Source organism: Salinicola halophilus, assembly GCF_003206155.1.
GTDB classification, from domain to species: domain Bacteria; phylum Pseudomonadota; class Gammaproteobacteria; order Pseudomonadales; family Halomonadaceae; genus Salinicola; species Salinicola halophilus.
Genome location: NZ_PZJV01000008.1, coordinates 18,814 through 37,270, shown reverse-complemented (window position 1 = coordinate 37,270; position 18,457 = coordinate 18,814). Strand labels below are relative to the sequence as shown.

At 63.9% G+C, this 18,457-nt stretch carries 14 protein-coding genes and 1 riboswitch; of the genes, 9 read left to right on the top strand and 5 right to left on the bottom strand.

The window, feature by feature from the left end:
• Nucleotides 1-36: 36 nt before the first annotated feature.
• Both DOM33_RS15630 and DOM33_RS15625 read right to left on the bottom strand, forming a co-directional pair.
• Complete coding sequence (locus DOM33_RS15630) at nucleotides 37-768, bottom strand: LrgB family protein (RefSeq protein ID WP_239495400.1); 732 nt, start codon at nucleotides 766-768, stop codon at nucleotides 37-39.
• Nucleotides 765-1,139: a CidA/LrgA family protein gene (locus DOM33_RS15625; protein WP_110670685.1), complete on the bottom strand. Its 375-nt coding sequence runs from the start codon at nucleotides 1,137-1,139 to the stop codon at nucleotides 765-767. The genes DOM33_RS15630 and DOM33_RS15625 overlap by 4 nt, the downstream gene beginning before the upstream one ends.
• Nucleotides 1,140-1,684: 545 nt before the next feature.
• Here DOM33_RS15625 and DOM33_RS15620 point away from each other — a divergent pair.
• From DOM33_RS15620 to DOM33_RS15605, 4 genes are all read left to right on the top strand, one after another.
• Nucleotides 1,685-2,737 (top strand): class I fructose-bisphosphate aldolase, encoded by a 1,053-nt coding sequence (locus tag DOM33_RS15620; protein ID WP_110670683.1) that lies wholly within the window; start codon nucleotides 1,685-1,687, stop codon nucleotides 2,735-2,737.
• A gap of 334 nt (nucleotides 2,738-3,071) precedes the next feature.
• Nucleotides 3,072-4,124, top strand: a complete 1,053-nt coding sequence (locus DOM33_RS15615; RefSeq protein ID WP_110670681.1) for a type 2 periplasmic-binding domain-containing protein — start codon at nucleotides 3,072-3,074, stop codon at nucleotides 4,122-4,124.
• Between the two features lie 86 nt (nucleotides 4,125-4,210).
• Entirely contained in the window at nucleotides 4,211-4,654 is a 444-nt protein-coding gene (locus DOM33_RS15610) for a tripartite tricarboxylate transporter TctB family protein (protein WP_110670679.1), read from the top strand.
• 18 nt (nucleotides 4,655-4,672) lie between these two features.
• Complete coding sequence (locus DOM33_RS15605) at nucleotides 4,673-6,175, top strand: tripartite tricarboxylate transporter permease (protein WP_110670677.1); 1,503 nt, start codon at nucleotides 4,673-4,675, stop codon at nucleotides 6,173-6,175.
• A gap of 209 nt (nucleotides 6,176-6,384) precedes the next feature.
• On the opposite strand, the gene DOM33_RS15600 is transcribed toward DOM33_RS15605, so the two are convergent.
• From DOM33_RS15600 to DOM33_RS15590, 3 genes are all read right to left on the bottom strand, one after another.
• A complete protein-coding gene (locus DOM33_RS15600) occupies nucleotides 6,385-6,882 on the bottom strand; it encodes a 6,7-dimethyl-8-ribityllumazine synthase (RefSeq protein ID WP_110670675.1) in 498 nt (165 codons plus the stop codon).
• Nucleotides 6,883-7,026: 144 nt separating this feature from the next.
• Nucleotides 7,027-7,227: riboswitch (FMN riboswitch) on the bottom strand.
• 178 nt (nucleotides 7,228-7,405) lie between these two features.
• Nucleotides 7,406-9,397, bottom strand: a complete 1,992-nt coding sequence (tkt, locus tag DOM33_RS15595) for a transketolase (RefSeq protein WP_110670673.1) — start codon at nucleotides 9,395-9,397, stop codon at nucleotides 7,406-7,408.
• 179 nt (nucleotides 9,398-9,576) lie between these two features.
• Nucleotides 9,577-10,680 (bottom strand): Gfo/Idh/MocA family protein, encoded by a 1,104-nt coding sequence (locus DOM33_RS15590; protein WP_110670671.1) that lies wholly within the window; start codon nucleotides 10,678-10,680, stop codon nucleotides 9,577-9,579.
• Between the two features lie 330 nt (nucleotides 10,681-11,010).
• Between DOM33_RS15590 and metK the strand changes: the two genes are divergently transcribed.
• The 5 genes from metK (at nucleotide 11,011) to DOM33_RS15565 (ending at nucleotide 18,312) form a co-directional block, all read left to right on the top strand.
• The gene (gene metK / locus DOM33_RS15585) at nucleotides 11,011-12,231 is read left to right on the top strand and encodes a methionine adenosyltransferase (RefSeq protein ID WP_110670669.1); all 1,221 of its coding nucleotides are present in this window, start codon (nucleotides 11,011-11,013) and stop codon (nucleotides 12,229-12,231) included.
• Nucleotides 12,232-12,464: 233 nt separating this feature from the next.
• A complete protein-coding gene (locus tag DOM33_RS15580; RefSeq protein ID WP_110670667.1) occupies nucleotides 12,465-13,718 on the top strand; it encodes a cation:proton antiporter in 1,254 nt (417 codons plus the stop codon).
• A gap of 139 nt (nucleotides 13,719-13,857) precedes the next feature.
• Nucleotides 13,858-15,432: a TAXI family TRAP transporter solute-binding subunit gene (locus DOM33_RS16395; protein ID WP_239495399.1), complete on the top strand. Its 1,575-nt coding sequence runs from the start codon at nucleotides 13,858-13,860 to the stop codon at nucleotides 15,430-15,432.
• 98 nt (nucleotides 15,433-15,530) lie between these two features.
• Nucleotides 15,531-16,019, top strand: coding sequence for a DUF1850 domain-containing protein (locus DOM33_RS15570; RefSeq protein WP_239495398.1), 489 nt, complete (start codon nucleotides 15,531-15,533; stop codon nucleotides 16,017-16,019).
• A gap of 91 nt (nucleotides 16,020-16,110) precedes the next feature.
• Nucleotides 16,111-18,312, top strand: a complete 2,202-nt coding sequence (locus DOM33_RS15565; protein ID WP_110670664.1) for a TRAP transporter permease — start codon at nucleotides 16,111-16,113, stop codon at nucleotides 18,310-18,312.
• Nucleotides 18,313-18,457 lie beyond the last annotated feature (145 nt).

The window sequence follows — 18,457 nt, the reverse complement described above, 5'->3', positions numbered from 1 at the left end:
GGCGACCCGGCGAGCGTGCGTGATGTCGTGGGACGCCTAGAACAGCAGATGCCACGCCACCGGCAGCACGATGGCAGTGAATACGCCGGTGAGACTCATGCCGAGCGAGGCAAAGGCGCCGGCCTGATGGCTGATCTCGAAAGCGCGCACGGTGCCCAGCGCGTGGCCGTTGATGCCCAGCGCCAACCCGATCAGCCGATGATCGCGAATCGCCATCAGCCGACACAGCCACTCGACGGCGAAGATCGCGGTGAGGCCGGTGAGCATCAGCGAGCCCATCAGCAGCGCGGTCGAGCCGCCGAGCTCCTCGGTGAGGCTCAGCGCGATCGGCGAGGTGACCGACTTCGGCGCCAGCGACGCGAGCACGTTCAAAGGCGCGCCCATCGCCCAGGCGATCACCAGCGCGTAGCAGGCGGCGAGCGTCGCCGAGAGCGGCAGGGTCATCACGATCGGTTTCCACAGCGCGCGTATCTGGCCCAGCTGCTGATAGAGCGGTACCGCAAGCGCGACCGTCGCCGGGCCGAGCAGCAGCATCAGCCAGGCCGCTCCTGTCTTGTAGTCGTCGATACCCACGGGCAGCAGGGCGATCACCGCGGCGATGAACAGCGCCGCGATCAGCATCGCCGGGCACCAGTTGGGGCGGCCCAGCAGCTTGAACACCCGCACGCCGAGAAAGTAGGCCGCCAGCGTCAGCGCGATCGAGGCGATCGGGGTTTGAAACCAGAGCGTCGGCAGCTTGGCCAGAGAGGCGAAGAGGGGCGGCGTCACGTGGCTTCCTCGACGTCGCGCGCGGCCGGTTCGGCGGGCAGGCATTGCTTGAGCAGCCACAGGGTCGAGGCGACACTCGCCAGCGTCCCCACGAGCAGGGCGACGAGAATGGCACCGGCCTGATCGGCGAAACGTCCGGCAACGAAGAAGATCTCTACCACGCCCGGCATGATGAGTAGAGCCAGCATGCCGATGAGCGGCTGGCTGACGGCGGCGACATCGGCATCGATACCGCCGCGCAGCGCAAAGACGAGCGTGAGCGCCAACATGCCGACGACGCCGGCCGGCAGCGCGACAGGCAGCCAGGGCACGACGCTCTGACCGAACAACAACCCGGCCAGCAGCCAGAGAAAACCGCGCAGCACCTGCATGAGTCCACCCTCGGAATGGCGAGCCGTGTATCTTAGCAAAACCGACCGCGATCACGATGGGGCGCTCCATGGGCACCTTTCACTGAGGATTTTCAGCCGCATCGCCCCGGCGTTTCGTGGCAGTCTTGCCGGACGCGCCGGTGTGTCGCAATTACGTAAACGCGGCGCGTGCAGTGGGTGAACTGCGACGCAATGTCGCTTATTCTTGGACGGCGCCGTCGAACCGGCCGGCGCGAGTCGGCAGCGCCCCGTTCCACCGCGTGGAAGCGGACACCGGCCTCCGTCGAATTTTTGGGCACGCCCGAGGCCACCTCGTTTGTCGGATGGCAAAGGCGGCCCTCGCTAGACTTTTTCGAGACTGCGCGGTGACGCGGCTCGAATCTTGGACATCCATCGGCGCGCGGCTTGGCGGAAATGTACGCCAGCACAAAGCGTACGGCTTTTGCGAAGCGATGCGCACGACGTCACCAGAACGTACCCAAGAGGTTCGCGCGAGCACGTCGGCTCGCGTGGACTCGTCATCTTGAGAAGAGAGGAACCGCATCATGACCGATATCGCCAAGCTGCTGGGCGCCGAAGCCGAAACGCTGTTGAGCCACACCTGTAGCGGCTTCAAGAAAGAAGACCTCTACCTGCCCGGCCCGGACTTCGTCGATCGCGTCTTCTCCGACTCCGATCGTAGCCCGCACGTCATGCGCAATCTGCAGACGCTGTTCAATCACGGCCGCCTGGGCGGCACGGGTTACATGAGCATTCTGCCGGTCGATCAGGGCATCGAGCACTCCGCCGGGGCGTCGTTCGCACCGAACCCCCAGTACTTCGACCCCAAGAACATTGTCGAGCTGGCGCTGCAGGGCGGCTGCAACTGTGTCTGCTCGACGCTCGGCGTTCTTTCGTCGGTGACGCGACGCTATGCGCACAAGATTCCGATGATGCTCAAGCTCAACCACAACGAAAGCCTGACGCTGCCGGCCATGTACGAGCAGACCATGTTCGCGCAGATCGAGCAGGCGCATAACATGGGCTGCATCGCGGTCGGCGCCACGATCTACTTCGGCTCGGAAGATAGCCGTCGCCAGATCCAGGAAGTGAGCGAAGCCTTCGAGCGCGCCCACGAGCTGGGCATGGTGACGGTGCTGTGGTCCTACCTGCGCAACCCGGAGTTCAAGAAGGACGGCACCGACTACCACGTCTCCTCCGACCTCACGAGCCAGGCCGTGCATCTGGCGGCGACGATCAAGGCCGATATCGTCAAGCAGAAGCTGCCGGAGAACAACGGCGGCTACAAGGCGATCGGCTTCGGCCACACCCATGACAAGGTCTACAGCGAACTGACCAGCGACAACCCCATCGATCTGGCACGCTACCAAGTGGCCAACTCCTTCATGGGGCGCGCCGGGCTGATCAACTCCGGCGGCGGCTCCAAGGGCCATTCCGACATGGGCGAAGCGGTGCGTACGGCGGTGATCAACAAGCGCGCCGGCGGCATGGGCCTGATCTCCGGGCGCAAGGCGTTCCAGAAGCCGATGAACGAAGGTATCGAACTGCTCAACGCCGTTCAGGACGTCTATCTCTCCAAGGACGTGACGATCGCCTGATCGTTTTGCAAACGGTGGTCACGACCGCCACCACAATCCGAGAGCCCGCGACAGCGGGCTCTTTTTTTGTCTGGACGACGGGCGTTCACCGCCGTTGGGCTGGTGAATGCTCGCCAAGAAATCGCTGCCGTGGCTTTCCCGGTATTACCGCTAGACGACTGCTGTGCGGTGGTTTTTCGTCATGAGACTTTAGTCTGCCGACCTAAGTTGAATTGTCTGACAAAGTCGCCTTCTTTACCTTCGCTAGCGACACTGATGATAACGCTATCATTCCACTTCGCGCCGATGTGCCTTGCGCACACGGCAGCGAATCAACGGTGAAGGAAGACGTATCATGACCACGATTTTCAGCAAGGCTTGCGTCGTTGCACTGACCACCGCCGCTCTCGGCGTGACCGCGACCGCCCAGGCGCAGGACGACTGTCCGCTGCCGAGCAACCTGCGAGTCGTCATCGGTTCGACCTCGACCGGCGGCGACACCTATCAGGCGTCGAGCATCGTCGTCGACCAGCTCGCCGACAAGCTCGACATCAACGCCAAGGTCGATGCCGTCGGCGTCATGGGCGCCTTCCGCGCACTCGAGCGCGATCGTCGCGGCAACACCATCATGGTCTTCCACGATGGCAGCTACCTCGGCAACCTCTACGGCGTGAACGGCTATCCCGACATCTTCGAGAACTACACCGTCGGCCCGACCTTCGCCATCAACCCGGGTAACGCCTATCTGGTGCCCAAGGGGTCGGACTACCAGACGATGGACGACATCATCGAGGCCGCCGGCAACGGCGAGCGCGTGCGTGTCGCCATCCAGCCGGGCGGCGTTTCGGAACTCGGTTTCTCCGCGCTCAAGAACGCAGTTCGCCTCGAGCATCCGGGGCAGGAAGACAACATCGTCGCGGTCAATACCGGCTCGCAGGCCGACAAGAACCAGCTGCTGTTCGACGGTGCGGTGGACGTGATCAACGGCTCGGTGCAGGCCAACGAGCAGTACACCAACCTGCCCGAAGACGATCAGAAGTCGATGCGCTTCATTTGGCTCACCTCGCCGGAAGAGACCATTGCCCAGACCAACGAAGAGGGCATGGGCGACACCACTCGTGAGCAGCTCCTCCAGTACGCCGGTGTCGACATCCCGATGAGCGCGGACGCCGACGAGAGCTTCACTTTCGATAAGGAGTTCTTCTTCCTCTACAACAAGGACATGGATCAGGCCGCCGTCGACTGCATCGACAACGCCCTGGCCGACGTCTTCGAAGAGGACGAAGTGAACGAGCAGCTCAAGCGCGCGTTCTTCGTGCCCGACTTCAAGCCTTCTGCCGAGGCCGTCGAGTCGATCAAGCAGAAGAACGACGAGTACGAAGGCATCATCGGCAACCTCCAGGGTTGATCCATCCGGCGCCGACCCTCTCGCGGTCGGCGCCCCTCCTTCCCCCTGCTGCTGTCGGCGAGGTGCCGACGTAGGAGACGCTTTCCATGGAAAGCCACTGGTTATCTCTGTTCGATGTCAGCATCGACTTCGGACAGTCGCATCTGTTCTTCCCGCGGATCGTGACCTGGATCCTGGTGATCCTGCTGGGCGTGATCCTGCTCACCCGCTATCGCCACGTCGCGCCCGGTATCAAGCAGGCGGGCCGCGCGCTGGCGGGGCGGGGCGGCGAGTTCGATCGCAAGCGCTTCTTCGGCACGATCGTTCTGACGACGATCTATTTCTACATGATGGGTGTGCTCAGCGACGTCTTTCCCAACACCGGTTACAGCTTTCTGATCTGCTCGATCGTCTTCGTGCTGGCCCTGTCGCTGCTCTACATCGATCACTTCTCGCGACGACTGCTGCTGATCGTCGTGGTGAACGCGCTGATCGCGCCGACGCTTGCATGGTACGTGCTGGCGCAACTGTTTCGCATCACGTTGCCCTGATCATCGGAGACGTACACCATGGACATTCTGTCTCATCTCACGCCGCTGTTTTTCGGCCTGATCGCCGCCGGTACGCTGGTCGGCATTATCTTCGGTGCGATTCCAGGCATGACGGCCACCATGGCGGTGGCGGTGTGTCTGCCGTTGACCTACGCCTTTGGCCTCGAGAACGGCGTCGCGCTGCTGCTAGGGCTCTACGTCGGGGGGATCTCCGGCGGTATGGTGCCGGCAGTGCTGCTCAACATTCCCGGGACGCCATCGTCGATCACCACCACGTTCGACGGCTACCCCATGGCGCAGCGCGGTGAAGGCGAGCGGGCGCTCAAGACGGGGATCGTCGCCTCGATCTTCGGCGGTCTCTTCAGTGCCGCCGTGCTGTTCTTCTTCGCGCCGATCCTCGCCGACTTTGCGATCAAGTTCTCCAACGTGGAGAAATTCCTGATCATCCTGCTGGCGCTGACGGTCATCGCCTCGCTCTGCTCCAATCTGCTGATGGGAATCTTCAGCGGCGTGCTGGGTGTCTGGCTGAGTCTGATCGGTACCTACTCGATCATGGATGGCGGTAACGGCGAGACGCGATTGATGTTCGACTGGATGGAGTACTACCTGATCGACGGCTTCTCGCTGCTGCCGGTACTGATCGGGATCTTCGGTCTGACCACGGTGCTGCTGGATGCGGAGAAGAGCTTCAAGGATGAAGCGAACCAGGGGCGCATCTCGCTGAAAAACGGCAAGAAGTTCTCGTTCAGCGTCTTCAAGGGCCAGTTCTTGAATCTGGTGCGCTCGTCGAGCATCGGCACCTTTGTGGGCATGCTGCCCGGTGTCGGCGGCAGCGCAGCATCGGTGCTGGCGTACAGCCAGGAGAAGAACTTCTCGCGGGACTCTTCCCAGATGGGCAAGGGCGCGCCGCAGGGTATCGTTTCGTCGGAGTCCTCCAACAATGCGCTGACCGGCGGCGCGCTGGTGCCGCTGCTCTCGCTGGGGATTCCGGGCGACTCCACCACCGCGATTCTGATCGGTGCGTTCACGCTCCAGGGCATTCAAGTCGGTCCGTTGTTCATCGGCAACAACATGGATACCTGGTATCTGATCATCATCGGCCTGCTGGTGGCCAACCTGCTGATGTTCGCGATCATGTATCTGGCGATCAAGCCCATCGCCAAGGTGATCGAGGTACCCAAGTACATCCTCTATCCGCTGATCATCATGATGTGTGTGGTGGGGGCGTATGCGATCAACTACGGCATCATGTTCGACGTCTGGACGCTGCTGCTCTTCGGCGTGTTCGGCTGGATCGCCCACAAGATCGGACTGGAGACGGTGCCGCTGATCATCGGCTTCATCCTCGGCAAGTCGGCAGAGATCTACTTCGTGAAGAGTCTCGAGTCCTACGGTAACTACTCGATCTTCTTCACCAAGAGCCCGATCGCGATGCTGCTGTGGGCGCTGATCGCCATGTCGCTGGCCTTCGCGATCTATATCAACATTCGCAATCGTCGCCATGCCAGCATGCAGAGCTAGTCGGTCAGTCGCGCCGATCGCAGGGGAGAACCGTCATGGTTCATCCTGTCCACAGGCGGTCGGCGCCGTCGCCGTGACCCAGCCGCTAAAGAAGTCTGGTTGACGAAACCGCTTCGCGACGACGTGCCGGTAACGAGAAAGCCCCCGCCATCGAGGATGGCGGGGGCTTTTTTGCGAGGTGCCGAGTGCGACGACCGGTGCGGTGGCGCTCAGTCGGCGGTGAGCCTGCGCACCTGGGCCAGATTGTCCAGCGTCTTCAGGCACGCTTCGCCGGCCTCACACCCCTTGGTCACGAAGTGCTCGCGGAAGAACTGCAGGTGCGCCTCGTGCTCGTGAAAGTGGTGCGGTGTCAGCACCGCGGAGATGACCGGCACCTCCTGCTCCATCTGCAGCGTCATCAGTGCATCGATGACTGCGGTGGAGACGAAATCGTGACGATAGATACCGCCATCCACGACGAACCCCGACGCGACGATGGCGCCGTAGCGCCCGCTCTTCGCCAGCAGTTTGGCCTGCAGCGGAATCTCGAACACGCCGGGGACGGTGAAGGTCTCCACCTGATCGATAGGGAAGCCGTTCTCGGCGAGAGTGGCGAGAAAGCTCGCGTGGCAGTTCTCGACGATATCGCCGTGCCAGTCGGCGCGGATGAAGGCGATACGCGCGCTGCGCGTCGACGTGGATAGCGTGAGGGGTGTGGACTGATTCATGGTCGTTTCCTTGAGTCGGTGACGGTCGTCACGGGAACCAGAATCAGGGCTTCGGTCCGCTCGGCGGGTCGAGAGAGGATGTCGTCGAGCCTCGCTGACTTGCGAGAGTACTCGGCGACGGGTCGCGTCGTCGCTGGCTGAGAAAACCGTTCTCTTTCATCCGGACTCTAACCGTCGGCTTCGGAGTCTCACCGAATCTGCTGACCTCGAGACATCGTGCCTCGAGCGCTCGCGGGCTTGAACGCTCATCTCTTTGACTTCCTGCCGAGTTCGTCTCGGATGGCGTCTCGAGCGTGTCGCGTCATCACCGCCGGTGGGGACTTTCACCCCGCCCTGAGAACGCGCCATCGGATCGAGATCGACGGCGCGGGCTCAGTCTATACGCATCGATGACCGCGAGAAACCGAACGATGGCGCGGCATTCGTCGGGAGAACAAAGCGTGACGTGAAACGCACGACCCGGAATACAAAACGCCCGGCACGAGGCCGGGCGTTTCTCATCGCGAGACGTGGGCGGTAACTATCAGCCCAGCAGTTTCTCGGCGCGGGCGACGACGTTGTCGACGGTGAAACCGAAGTGCTTGAACAGATCGCTCCCCTTGCCGGACTCGCCGTAGGTGGTCATGCCCATGACGTCGCCGTCGAGACCCACGTACTTGTACCAGGTCGACGGAATGGCGGCTTCGATCGCCAGACGCTTTCGTACGCTGCTCGGCAGGACGGAGTCGCGATAGCCCTGGTCCTGTTCGTCGAACTTGGTGGTGCAGGGCATGGAGACGACGCGCACCTTGTGGCCCTTGTCTTCCAGCTGTTCGGCGGCCTGCATGGCCAGATCGACCTCGGAGCCGGTGCCGATCAGCAGCAGATCCGGCTGGCCGTCACAGTCGCGCAGAATGTAGCCGCCACGGCGGATGTTCTTCACCTGCTCGTGGTCACGCGGCTGGGCCGGCAGGTCCTGACGCGAGAAGATCAGCGCGGTCGGTCCGGTCTCGCGCTCGAGACCCTCGACCCAGGAGGCCGCGGTCTCGGTAGCATCGCAGGGGCGCCAGGTGGCCAGCCCCGGCAGGTTGCGCAGATCGGCGAGCTGCTCGATCGGCTGGTGGGTCGGGCCGTCCTCGCCGACGCCGATGGAGTCGTGGGTATAGACGTGGATGATCCGCGTGTGAGAGAGCGACGACATGCGTACGGCGTTGTGCATGTACTCCATGAACACTAGGAAGGTGGCGTCATAGGGGATGAATCCGCCGTGGGTGGCGATACCGTTGGCGATGGCGCCCATGCCGAATTCGCGCACGCCGTAGTGCAGGTAGTCGCCGTCGAAGTCGCCCTTGTTGATCGCCTTGGCGCCTTTCCAGAGCGTCAGGTTCGAAGGCGCGAGATCGGCGCTGCCGCCGAACAGTTCCGGCAGGTCCGGGCCGAGCTCGTTGAGCACGGCAAGCGATGCCTTGCGCGAGGCGAGCTTTTCGGACTTCTCCTGGGCGCGCTTGACCAGCGCATCGCCGTCGAAGCTCTCCGGCAGCTTGCCGCTGTAGCGACGCTTAAGCTCTTTCGCGAGCTCCGGATACGCCTTTTCGTAGGCCGCGAGCTTGGCGTCGTACTCGGCCTCGAGTTTCTGGCCGCGATCGCGGGCGTCCCACGCCTGGTAGTACTCATCGGGGATCTCGAACGCAGGCGACTCCCAGCCGAGCTGCTTGCGCGCCGCGGCGACTTCGTCTTCGCCGAGGGCGGCACCGTGGCTCTCTTCCTTGCCCGCCTTGTTGGGCGCCCCGAAGCCGATGACGGTCTTGCAGATGATCAGCGAGGGCTTGTCGGTTATCGACTTGGCCTCTTCGATCGCCTTGCTGATCTGCTCGGCATCGTGGCCGTCGACGTCGCGCACCACGTGCCAGTCGTAGGCTTCGAAGCGGCCAGCGGTGTCGTCGGTGAACCAGCCTTCGACTTCGCCATCGATGGAGATGCCGTTGTCGTCGTAGAAGACGGTGAGGTTGCCGAGCCCGAGCGTCCCGGCCAGCGAGCTGGCTTCGTGGCTGACGCCTTCCATCAGGCAGCCGTCACCGGCGAAGACCCAGACGCGATGATCGACGATCTCATGGCCGTCGCGGTTGAACTGCGCGGCGAGCGTGCGTTCGGCGATCGCCATGCCGGCCCCGTTGGCGAGACCCTGACCGAGCGGGCCGGTCGTGGTCTCGATGCCGGGCGTCAGGCCGTGTTCGGGATGGCCGGGCGTCTTGGAGCCGACCTGGCGAAAGTTCTTGAGCTCTTCGAGTTCCAGGCCGTAGCCGGTCAGATGCAGCAGCGAGTAGTGCAGCATCGAGCCGTGACCGTTGGAGAGAATGAAACGGTCGCGGTCTTCCCAGTCCGGATTGGCCGGGTTGTGCTTGAGATGGTCGTTCCAGAGCACTTCGGCGATGTCGGCCATGCCCATCGGCATGCCGGGATGGCCGGAGTTGGCTTGCTGGACCGCGTCCATGGAGAGCGCGCGAATGGCGTTGGCTAACTGACGGCGAGATGGCATTGGCTATCGGATCTCCTGAATCAGAATGGATGACCGTGTCGGGCGCCTTGAAGTCTCGACCCGGACACGGCTGGCGTGACCCGCTGGCACATCGGCAGGACGCCAAGCTTGCGGTCAGTATAAGCACCGTCCGGCGCCGGATACAGGCCCGCTTTCCGGTCGCCGGTACGGGGTCGATCTCAATCGCCGGTGATGGTCTCGACGCTCACCACTTCGGGCGGCTCGACGGTCGCGAAGCGGCGCACTTGATCGTTGCGGATGCGCTCGCGGTAGGCGAGTGGTTCGAGCGTCTGCGGCTGACCGGTTTCCAGCGCGCGTTCGATCGCTTCGAGAATCCGCATGTCGCGAAGCCCCTCGATGCCGTCGGCCTCGGGTTCGACGTCGTCGAGAATGCACTGCGAGAAGTAGTCGGTCTGGCCACCGAACTGCTCCACCGCGCCCGCCGAGTGCGACTGGCTCTTGCCGTCGACGCTCAGCTCGTAGGTGATCGAGACCTCCGGGCCGAAGGCGTAGCAGGGCTTGGCGAGGAGCGAGCCCTTCTCGCCGACGACGCTGAGATGGTTGTGCCCGCTGGTGGAGTAGCTGACGAAGAACTGTGCCAGGCGCCCCTCGGGGAAGCGCAGGCTGACGCTCACGCTGTCGGTGCAGTCGTAGTCGCGGCCGGGGCGATCGTCGCCCATGGCGCTGACTTCGATCGGCTCCTGGCCGAAGAGGTGGCGTACCGCATTGATCGGGTAGGTGCCCATGTCCGGCACCGGCCCGGCCCAGTAGCCGTGCTTGGCGCGATGATTCTGCGGGTTGAGGTCCTGAGTCAGCTGCGACGAGAACGCCAGCGGCGCGCCGATGGTGCCGCGGCGCATGTGATCGATCATCTCCAGCGTGCCCGGCTCATGATGCAGCCGATAGGCGATCATCAGCTTGGCGCCGCCACGCTTGGCGGCCTCGATCATCGCTTCCGCGTCGGCCACCGAGGTCGCCATCGGCTTTTCGAGCAGCACGTGGATACCCGCCTCGAGCGCCGGGACGGTGTCTTCGCGGTGGCGGAAGTTGGGCGTGGCGACGTAGACCGCGTCGATCTCGCCGGAGTGCAGCAGCGTCTCGTACTCGTCGTAGCCGTAGACCTTGAGGCCGTAGCGCTCACTCAGTACCTCGGCCTTCTTGGGGTCGCCGGTGACCAGCGCGGTCATCTCGGAAATCTCGCTGCGAGCGATACCCGGCATGAAGGCGCGCTGCGAAATCTCACCGCCGGCCACGACGGCATAACGCACTTTTCCCTGTGCCATGAAAGGTCTCCTGAAACGTCAATGAGGTCGCGATCGGCGCTTGGCCGACAGTCGCTGTCGGTTCGCGAGACCGTCGCGACGCGATAATCCTCTAGGCTAGTTCAAGATCCGGCGACACACAGCCGCGGTCTACCCGGCATGCCGGCTGCCGGCACGGCGGGGGCGGGGCCGATAGGCAGCTAGCGATTGACTGTGTAGACTTTTGGGTCCGTCCGGCGACTATCGCACGCCGTCGACTCATCGCTTTTGATACCGGCGGCGGCGTCTCGAATGCCGTGCGGACCGTTACCGTGAGCCGCCACCAGAGAACGCAAGGGATTACCGTACGCCATGAGCGAATACTCTCTATTTACGTCCGAATCCGTTTCCGAGGGGCATCCCGACAAGATCGCCGACCAGATCTCCGACGCGGTTCTGGATGCGATCATCGCGCGAGACAAGCAGGCGCGGGTGGCGTGCGAAACGCTCGTGAAAACCGGCGTCGCGATCGTCGCCGGCGAGATCTCGACCACCGCCTGGGTCGATCTCGAAGACCTGGTTCGCAAGGTCATCCTGGATATCGGCTACACCTCGTCGGAGGTCGGCTTCGACGGCGAGACCTGCGGCGTGATCAATCTGATCGGCAAGCAGAGTGTGGATATCGCCCAGGGCGTGGACCGCGCCAAGCCCGAAGACCAGGGTGCCGGCGACCAGGGGCTGATGTTCGGCTACGCCACCAATGAGACCGACTCCTTCATGCCGGCGCCGATCCATTATTCGCATCGTCTGGTCGAGCGTCAGGCCGAGCTTCGCAAGAACGGCACGCTCTCCTGGCTGCGTCCGGACGCCAAGAGCCAGATCAGCTTCACCTACGACGATGCCGGCAAGCCCACCGGCGTCGATGCCGTGGTGCTCTCCACGCAGCACGATCCCGATATCTCGCAGGAAGACCTGCGCAAAGCGGTCGAGGATCTGATCATTCGCGACGTGCTGCCGGCGGAGTGGCTCCACGACGGCACCCAGTTCCATATCAACCCGACGGGTCAGTTCGTGATCGGCGGCCCGGTGGGCGACTGTGGCCTGACCGGGCGCAAGATCATCGTCGATACCTACGGCGGCATGGCACGCCACGGCGGCGGCGCCTTCTCCGGCAAGGATCCCTCCAAGGTGGATCGCAGCGCGGCCTATGCCGGGCGCTACGTGGCCAAGAACCTGGTCGCCGCCGGGCTCGCCGACAAATGCGAGATCCAGGTGTCGTATGCCATCGGCGTCGCCGAACCGACTTCGGTGTCGATCAACACCTTCGGGACCGCCAAGATCGAGGAGGCGCAGATCATCGAACTGGTGCGCGAGCACTTCGACCTGCGCCCGCACGCGATCACGCGGATGCTGGATCTGCTCCATCCGATGTATCAGCTTACGGCGGCCTACGGGCACTTCGGTCGCGAGCCGTTCGAGTCGAGCTACACCTGGACCGACGTCAACGGCGAGACCCAGACCGAAACCTTCACCGCCTTCCCGTGGGAGAAGACGGACCGGGCCGAGGCGCTGAGAGCCGCCGCCGGGCTCTGACGCCGACTGCGCCATGTCGTTCCCACCGGACCCGCTCAGGCGGGTCCGTCTGCGTCTGGCCTCTTCGGCTTCCAACTTGCTTCTATCTCGCTTCGAAAACATCGGAACTTCAGAGACGCCGGCGTTGCGTGGCTCCTCGCGTTGCTGGCGCTAGTGTCTCACCGGATGCCGACCTTCTCACGCCGACACCCTTACGCCGACACCCACTTCGGCCCCCGCAAAAGGAGAGTGACTTGCTCGAACTCGCTGCCATCGTTCTGACCCTGACGGCCTGTCTGGCCTGGTTCAACGAACGCTTTGTCCATCTGCCGGCGACGATCGGCGTAATGGTGATCGCGCTGCTGCTCTCGCTGGCGATCCAGGGGCTCGCCGGGCTGGGACTGGGGGCGCCGGCCGCTGTCACTCGCAGCTGGGTCGAGGCGCTCGACTTCGACAGCCTGCTGATGAACGGCATGCTGTCGTTTTTGCTCTTCGCCGGCGCCCTGCACGTCGACGTCAAGAAGCTCAAACGCTACTGGTTCTCGATCGGCCTGCTCGCCACGCTCGGGGTTCTCGTCAGTACGCTGCTGATCGGCTTCGCTTCGCACTGGCTGCTGGGCGCGATGGGCGTACCGGTCGCGCTGCCCTGGTGTCTGGTCTTCGGCGCGCTGATCTCGCCGACCGATCCGGTCGCGGTGCTGGGCATTCTGCGCGGTGCGGGGGCGCCGGAGGACATGGAAGTGCGCATCGTCGGTGAGTCGCTGTTCAACGACGGTGTCGCCGTGGTGCTCTTCACTCTGCTGGTGGGGGCCGCCGAGAGCGGCGAGTCGCTGGCGGGCTTGCACGCCATCACGCTCTTCGCCGAAGAAGCCGGTGGCGGGGCACTGTTCGGGCTGGTGCTCGGCTACGGCGTCCACCTTCTGATGAGTCGGGTCGATCAGTACCAGGTCGAGGTGTTGCTATCGCTGGCGATGGTGCTGGGCGGCTATACCCTGGCGACGCATCTGCACGTCTCCGGCCCCATCGCGATGGTGGTTGCCGGTCTGGTTGTCGGCAATCACGCCTGGACGCATGCCATGTCGAGCAATACCCGCGAGCATCTCAACGATTTCTGGGAGCTGATCGACGAGATCCTCAACGCGCTGCTGTTCGTGATCATCGGCCTCGAGCTGCTGGCGCTGCCGTTCGACTGGAACTATCTGCTGGTGGCGCTACCGCTGATCGTGCTGTTGCTGGCGGTGCGCGGCTTCGTCGTTTCCGGCCCGGTACTGCTGGCGCGATCGCGGTTTCGAACCGGCTCCATTCGCGTACTGACCTGGGGCGGGCTACGCGGGGGTATCTCCGTGGCACTGGCGCTGTCGCTACCGGCAGGAGAAGCCCGCGATATCCTGCTCAACGTGACCTATCTCATCGTGCTGTTCTCGATCGTCACCCAGGGATTGACCATTGGCGCGCTCGTGCGCCGCGTGGTTCCGGGTAAAGCGGGTTCGCCCGAGCAGGGAGATTAGACTTTAGTCGGGGTTGTCGGGTTGGTCGTGGTATCGGGAGTAGCCGTTCCCTACTCTTGTCCCATTCGATCGATCCATTCGTGCCGGCGCTTGCCGCCGAGCCCACCAACAACATGAGTCGTATGACGACGAGGTGATCATGAAACTACGCACGACGATGACGGTTGCGGCACTCGGGCTTTCCGGCGCGCTGCTGGCGGGCTGCGGAGACGACAACGACGACCAGGCGCAGCAAGAGTCGCAGACGCAGAGCACCGACCAGAGCAGCGGTGATACCGCCGCCGGCGGCAACTCCATGGGGGGCTCTGCCGGTAGCGACTCGGGTAATGATGACGCGACGTCCGAAGAAGATATGGCGTCGGACGACAGCGCCGATACCGACACCGAAGACGCCCCGGCCGCTACCAGCGAGGACGACGAGCAGGTGGCGAGCGGCGGCGAGGGTCCCGCGGAGCAGGTCAACCTGATCTTTGGCACCGGCGGCACGGGCGGCAGCTATTACCCGATCGGTGGCGCGCTCAAGAGCGTGTTCGAGAAGAGCGACGTGGTCGGCGGCGTCCAGGTCGTGGCCACCGGTGCTTCGGTCCAGAACATCAACAACATCACCGATGGCCTCAACCAGATCGCCATCGTGATGAGTGACGTCGCCTACGATGCGGTGGAAGGGCAGAACCAGTTCGACGGCAACCCGGCCAACATTCAGGCACTCGCGGGGCTCTACCCCAACGTGGTGCAGGTGGTGGCGACCGCCGACAGCGACATCGACGGCATCGAGGATCTCGCCGGCAAGCGAGTCGGCGTGGGCAAGGTGGGCTCGGGGGTCGAGCAGAGCGCCGCCAAGGTGCTCGAATCCGCCGGCCTAAGCTACGACGACCTCGCGCAGGTGAGCCATACCGGCTACGCCGACAGCGTCACCGAGATGAGCAACGGCAATCTCGACGCGGCCTTTTTCACGTCCGGCGTGCCCAACTCGAGCATCACCGGTCTGATGCAGAGCACCGACGTGACCTTCGTGCCGGTAGAAGGCGACGTGGCGTCCACGCTGCTCGAGAAGTATCCCTATTACGAGACCTACGAAATTCCGGCGGATGCTGCCGAGCGTTACGACCTCGACGAAGCCGTCGATACGGTCGCGATCCGCAACATCATGATCGTCAGCGGCGACATGCGTGAAGACGTTGCCGAGGATCTCACCCGGCGCTTCCACGACTACCTGGAGTCCGACAGCGTCTCTGTCGGCGCACTGCGCCAGTTCGACCCCAACACCATGGGAACGGATCTCGTCGTGCCGCTGAATCCGGGGGCCGAGTCCTTCTACGCCACGCTGGATGGGGCTGCAGCCGGTCAAGACGGCGCTGACGGTATGGACGGTACCGATGGCGCTGACGGTACGGACGGGACTGCAGGCGCAGCCGGTGGTAACGGCGGCGCCGGTGGCGACGGCGGTGCGGGCGCCAACGGCGGTGGCGGTGACGGCGGCGACGGCCCGGGGGCGGCTGACGTGAATGCCGTCGAAGACGCCAATCGCGGCGGCACCGATGGAACCGGCGCCGAGCCCTCCAGCGAAGCCAATGCCGAGGCGGCAACGACGCCGGCCGACGGGGCAACGGCGGAGCCGGAGAAAGGGACCAGTGCCGAGACACCGGAAGACGACATCGACGTCGAGGGCGATAGCGGTGACGAGAACGCCCAGGACGAAGATCCCCAGTCCTGATCGCCACGGTCAGCGAGCGTCGGCATGGGACGTGAAGTCGTCATGAGATGTGACGCGTCGCCGTGAGCCGGCGCGGGTTGCAAAGGTCGGCAGTCGCGGTGACGCTCCTCGTCATTGCGACTGCCGTCGTCTATCCGCTGCCTTGGCTGGTAGTAAAAGAGAGTGGCGCATGGCGTCTGGCGCTGCCCGGCGGCAGCGGCACTCAGTTCACGCTGCGTTGGATGCATTCGGTGGAGAAAGAGGACTGGGAGGAGTGGTTCTCGATCACCGACGACGGCGCCATCGAGATTACCGGCACCCGGTTCAAGACCTTCGGCGCCGGCGTACCCTCAAGCGCCGGTACCGAGACGCATCTCGAGGATGGCTGGGTGGTAATGACGGGCATCGACCGGATCGTCGATCCGCTCTTGGTACAGGCGGCCGCCGCCGAGCACTATCGCCTGATTCACGATGGCCACGTTTTGACGCTTTCCCGTGATGAACCGCCGCCGATCCTCGAGTTCGTCGCCGTTCGCGCCCCGCTCTGGCGGGTAACGCCGGCGCTCGTGCGAACCTGGTTTGCGACCGCCCGACCCGTTCGAGAATGATCTCTCGTATCGTCGAACCCCTGGCATGACAACGATCCGCCTCGCGCCAACCCCGAATGCGAGCGCAACCCTACCGTGAGATGACCTTCACATGACCGAACAGAAAGTGACGCCCACCGCCGACGGCGCCGAGGATCCAGCGGTCAAGCAGGCGCTGGAGAAGTTCGATCGCGAGAGCCTGGTCCGGGACCGCCTTCCGGATGCGGTGGTCAAATTCGTGATGCTGGCGAGCGTGGCGCTGGCGCTCTTTCATCTCTACACGTCGTTCTCCGGGCCGCTGGTCGACGTGGCCCAGCGCAGCATCCACCTCTACACCCTGCTGGGGCTGGCGTTCATTCTCTATCCGCTGACGCGAAAAGGGGCGCGGGACCGAGTCCCCTGGGGTGATGCGCTGGTGGCACTCATCGCCTTTGGCATCGGGCTCTACATGCTCGTGGTCTCCGATCGTGTCATCGCCTCGGCGGGGCGCATCAACCAGACCGACATGATCGTGGGGTTCGTCGCCATCGCGCTGGTGCTCGATGCCACTCGCCGCGTCACCGGATGGGGGCTGACGATCCTGGCCTCGCTCTTTCTGCTCTACGGCTTCTACGCCAAGCTTTCGTTCTACCCGCAGATCAACGAGGCGATCGTGCTCGCCACCTGCCGGCAGATCGTCTCGCATCTGGTCTTCATTACCGAAGGCCTGCTCGGCACGGCGATTGGCGTGTCGGCGAGCTACATCATTCTGTTCATTCTCTTCGGCGCCTTTCTGGGCAAGTCCGGGCTCGGACAGCTCTTCAACGATCTGGCGTTGGCGATCGCCGGACACACCCGCGGCGGGCCGGCCAAGGTCGCGGTCATCGCCAGCGGCTTTCTCGGCTCGATCAACGGCTCGGCGATCGCCAACGTGGTGACGACCGGCGCCTTCACCATCCCGCTGATGAAGCGTACCGGCTACAAGCCCAACTTCGCCGGGGCGGTGGAGGCCGCGGCGAGCGTCGGCGGACAGATCCTGCCTCCGATCATGGGCGCAGCGGCATTCATCATGGCCGAAGTGCTGGCGGTGCCCTATACCCAGGTGATCCTGGCGGGGATCATCCCGGCGCTGCTGTTCTATCTCGGGGTGCTGTTTCAGGTGCATCTGCGCGCGATGCGCAACGGCCTCGAAGGCATTCCTCGTTCGCAGCTCACGCCGCTCAAGGAGGTGATGCTCAAGCGCGGGCATTTGCTGGTGCCGATGGCGGTACTGCTGTGGCTGCTGTTCGACGGGCGAGCGCCGTTTTTCGCGGCCTTCTGGTCGATCGCCGCCACCGTGCTGATCTGCGGGACGCGCCGCGTCACGCTGGGCTTGAGTCTGGTCCTGGTGCTGCTGATTCTGGAGCCTCAGCTGCGCGCCCTGTTGGTCGGTAACCCACTGCCCAATTTCCCCGCGTGGCGCTGGACACTGTTTGCGATCATCGTGCTGCCGGTGGCGATCAACGCGCTACGTGCGAAGCTTGGCATGGTCGCAGAGAAGATGGACGTCAACGATTGCCGTGATGCCATGGTCGATGGCGTGCGCAATGCGATTCCGGTTGCCGTCGCCTGCGGTGCGGTGGGCATCATCGTGGGTATCGCCACGCTCACCGGCGTCGCGCTGGAGGCGGCGGATGCGGTGGTGACGCTCGGTCAGCAGATCCCCATCCCGATGCTTCAGCTGGTGGTGACGCTAGTGCTCACCATGGTGGCGTCGATCGTGCTCGGCATGGGGCTACCGAGCATCCCCACCTACATCATCACCAGTACGATGGCGGCGCCGATCCTGCTCAATCTGCCGCTGTTCCGCGAGCTCGCCGGCAGCAACGAGACGGCGATCTTCGTGGCGCACATGTTCGTCTTCTACTTCGGTCTCTTCGCCAACCTGACGCCGCCGGTGGCGCTGGCGGCCTACGCCGGCGCGGGTATCAGCGGCGGCTCGCCCAATGCGACCGGCTTCCAGGCGATGAAGCTGGCGGTGGCCGGTTTCGTCGTGCCCTACATGTTCGTCTTCGCCCACAGCATGCTGATGATCGATGCCTCTCTCGGCAATACGCTCTGGGTGATCGTCACCGGCGTGGTCGGTGTGCTGCTGCTGGCGATCGCGGTGGAGGGGTATCTGCGCCGACCGCTCAATCCGTTCTGGCGGCTACTGGCGGCAGTGGGGGCGCTGACGCTGATCTTCCCGGGACTCATCAGCGACATCGTCGGCGCGGCCATCACGCTGACGCTCTTCGGTCTCGCCAAGGCCAAGTCCTCGTCGGCGAATTCGGCAACCGCGCAGCGTCAAGGCTAGCGCGTAACCGCCGATAAGGATCCACAGGAGCAGACCCCGCGGCGTCCGCCTCCAACGAGGCGGGCGCCGTCGCGTTTCGGCAGATGGGCGCGATGACAAGGCGCCAGAGAGCGGAGACATGGCTAGCCAAACGGCGAATGCGTAT

What these genes read in the sequence shown, in the direction of transcription:
- DOM33_RS15620 (WP_110670683.1), top strand. Translation starts at nt 1,685, where the DNA reads ATGACCGATATCGCCAAGCTGCTGGGCGCCGAAGCCGAAACGCTGTTG.
- DOM33_RS15605 (WP_110670677.1), top strand. Translation starts at nt 4,673, where the DNA reads ATGGACATTCTGTCTCATCTCACGCCGCTGTTTTTCGGCCTGATCGCC.
- DOM33_RS15565 (WP_110670664.1), top strand. Translation starts at nt 16,111, where the DNA reads ATGACCGAACAGAAAGTGACGCCCACCGCCGACGGCGCCGAGGATCCA.
- DOM33_RS15600 (WP_110670675.1), bottom strand. Translation starts at nt 6,882, where the DNA reads ATGAATCAGTCCACACCCCTCACGCTATCCACGTCGACGCGCAGCGCG.
- DOM33_RS16395 (WP_239495399.1), top strand. Translation starts at nt 13,858, where the DNA reads ATGAAACTACGCACGACGATGACGGTTGCGGCACTCGGGCTTTCCGGC.
- DOM33_RS15590 (WP_110670671.1), bottom strand. Translation starts at nt 10,680, where the DNA reads ATGGCACAGGGAAAAGTGCGTTATGCCGTCGTGGCCGGCGGTGAGATT.
- metK (WP_110670669.1), top strand. Translation starts at nt 11,011, where the DNA reads ATGAGCGAATACTCTCTATTTACGTCCGAATCCGTTTCCGAGGGGCAT.
- DOM33_RS15610 (WP_110670679.1), top strand. Translation starts at nt 4,211, where the DNA reads ATGGAAAGCCACTGGTTATCTCTGTTCGATGTCAGCATCGACTTCGGA.
- tkt (WP_110670673.1), bottom strand. Translation starts at nt 9,397, where the DNA reads ATGCCATCTCGCCGTCAGTTAGCCAACGCCATTCGCGCGCTCTCCATG.
- DOM33_RS15625 (WP_110670685.1), bottom strand. Translation starts at nt 1,139, where the DNA reads ATGCAGGTGCTGCGCGGTTTTCTCTGGCTGCTGGCCGGGTTGTTGTTC.
- DOM33_RS15615 (WP_110670681.1), top strand. Translation starts at nt 3,072, where the DNA reads ATGACCACGATTTTCAGCAAGGCTTGCGTCGTTGCACTGACCACCGCC.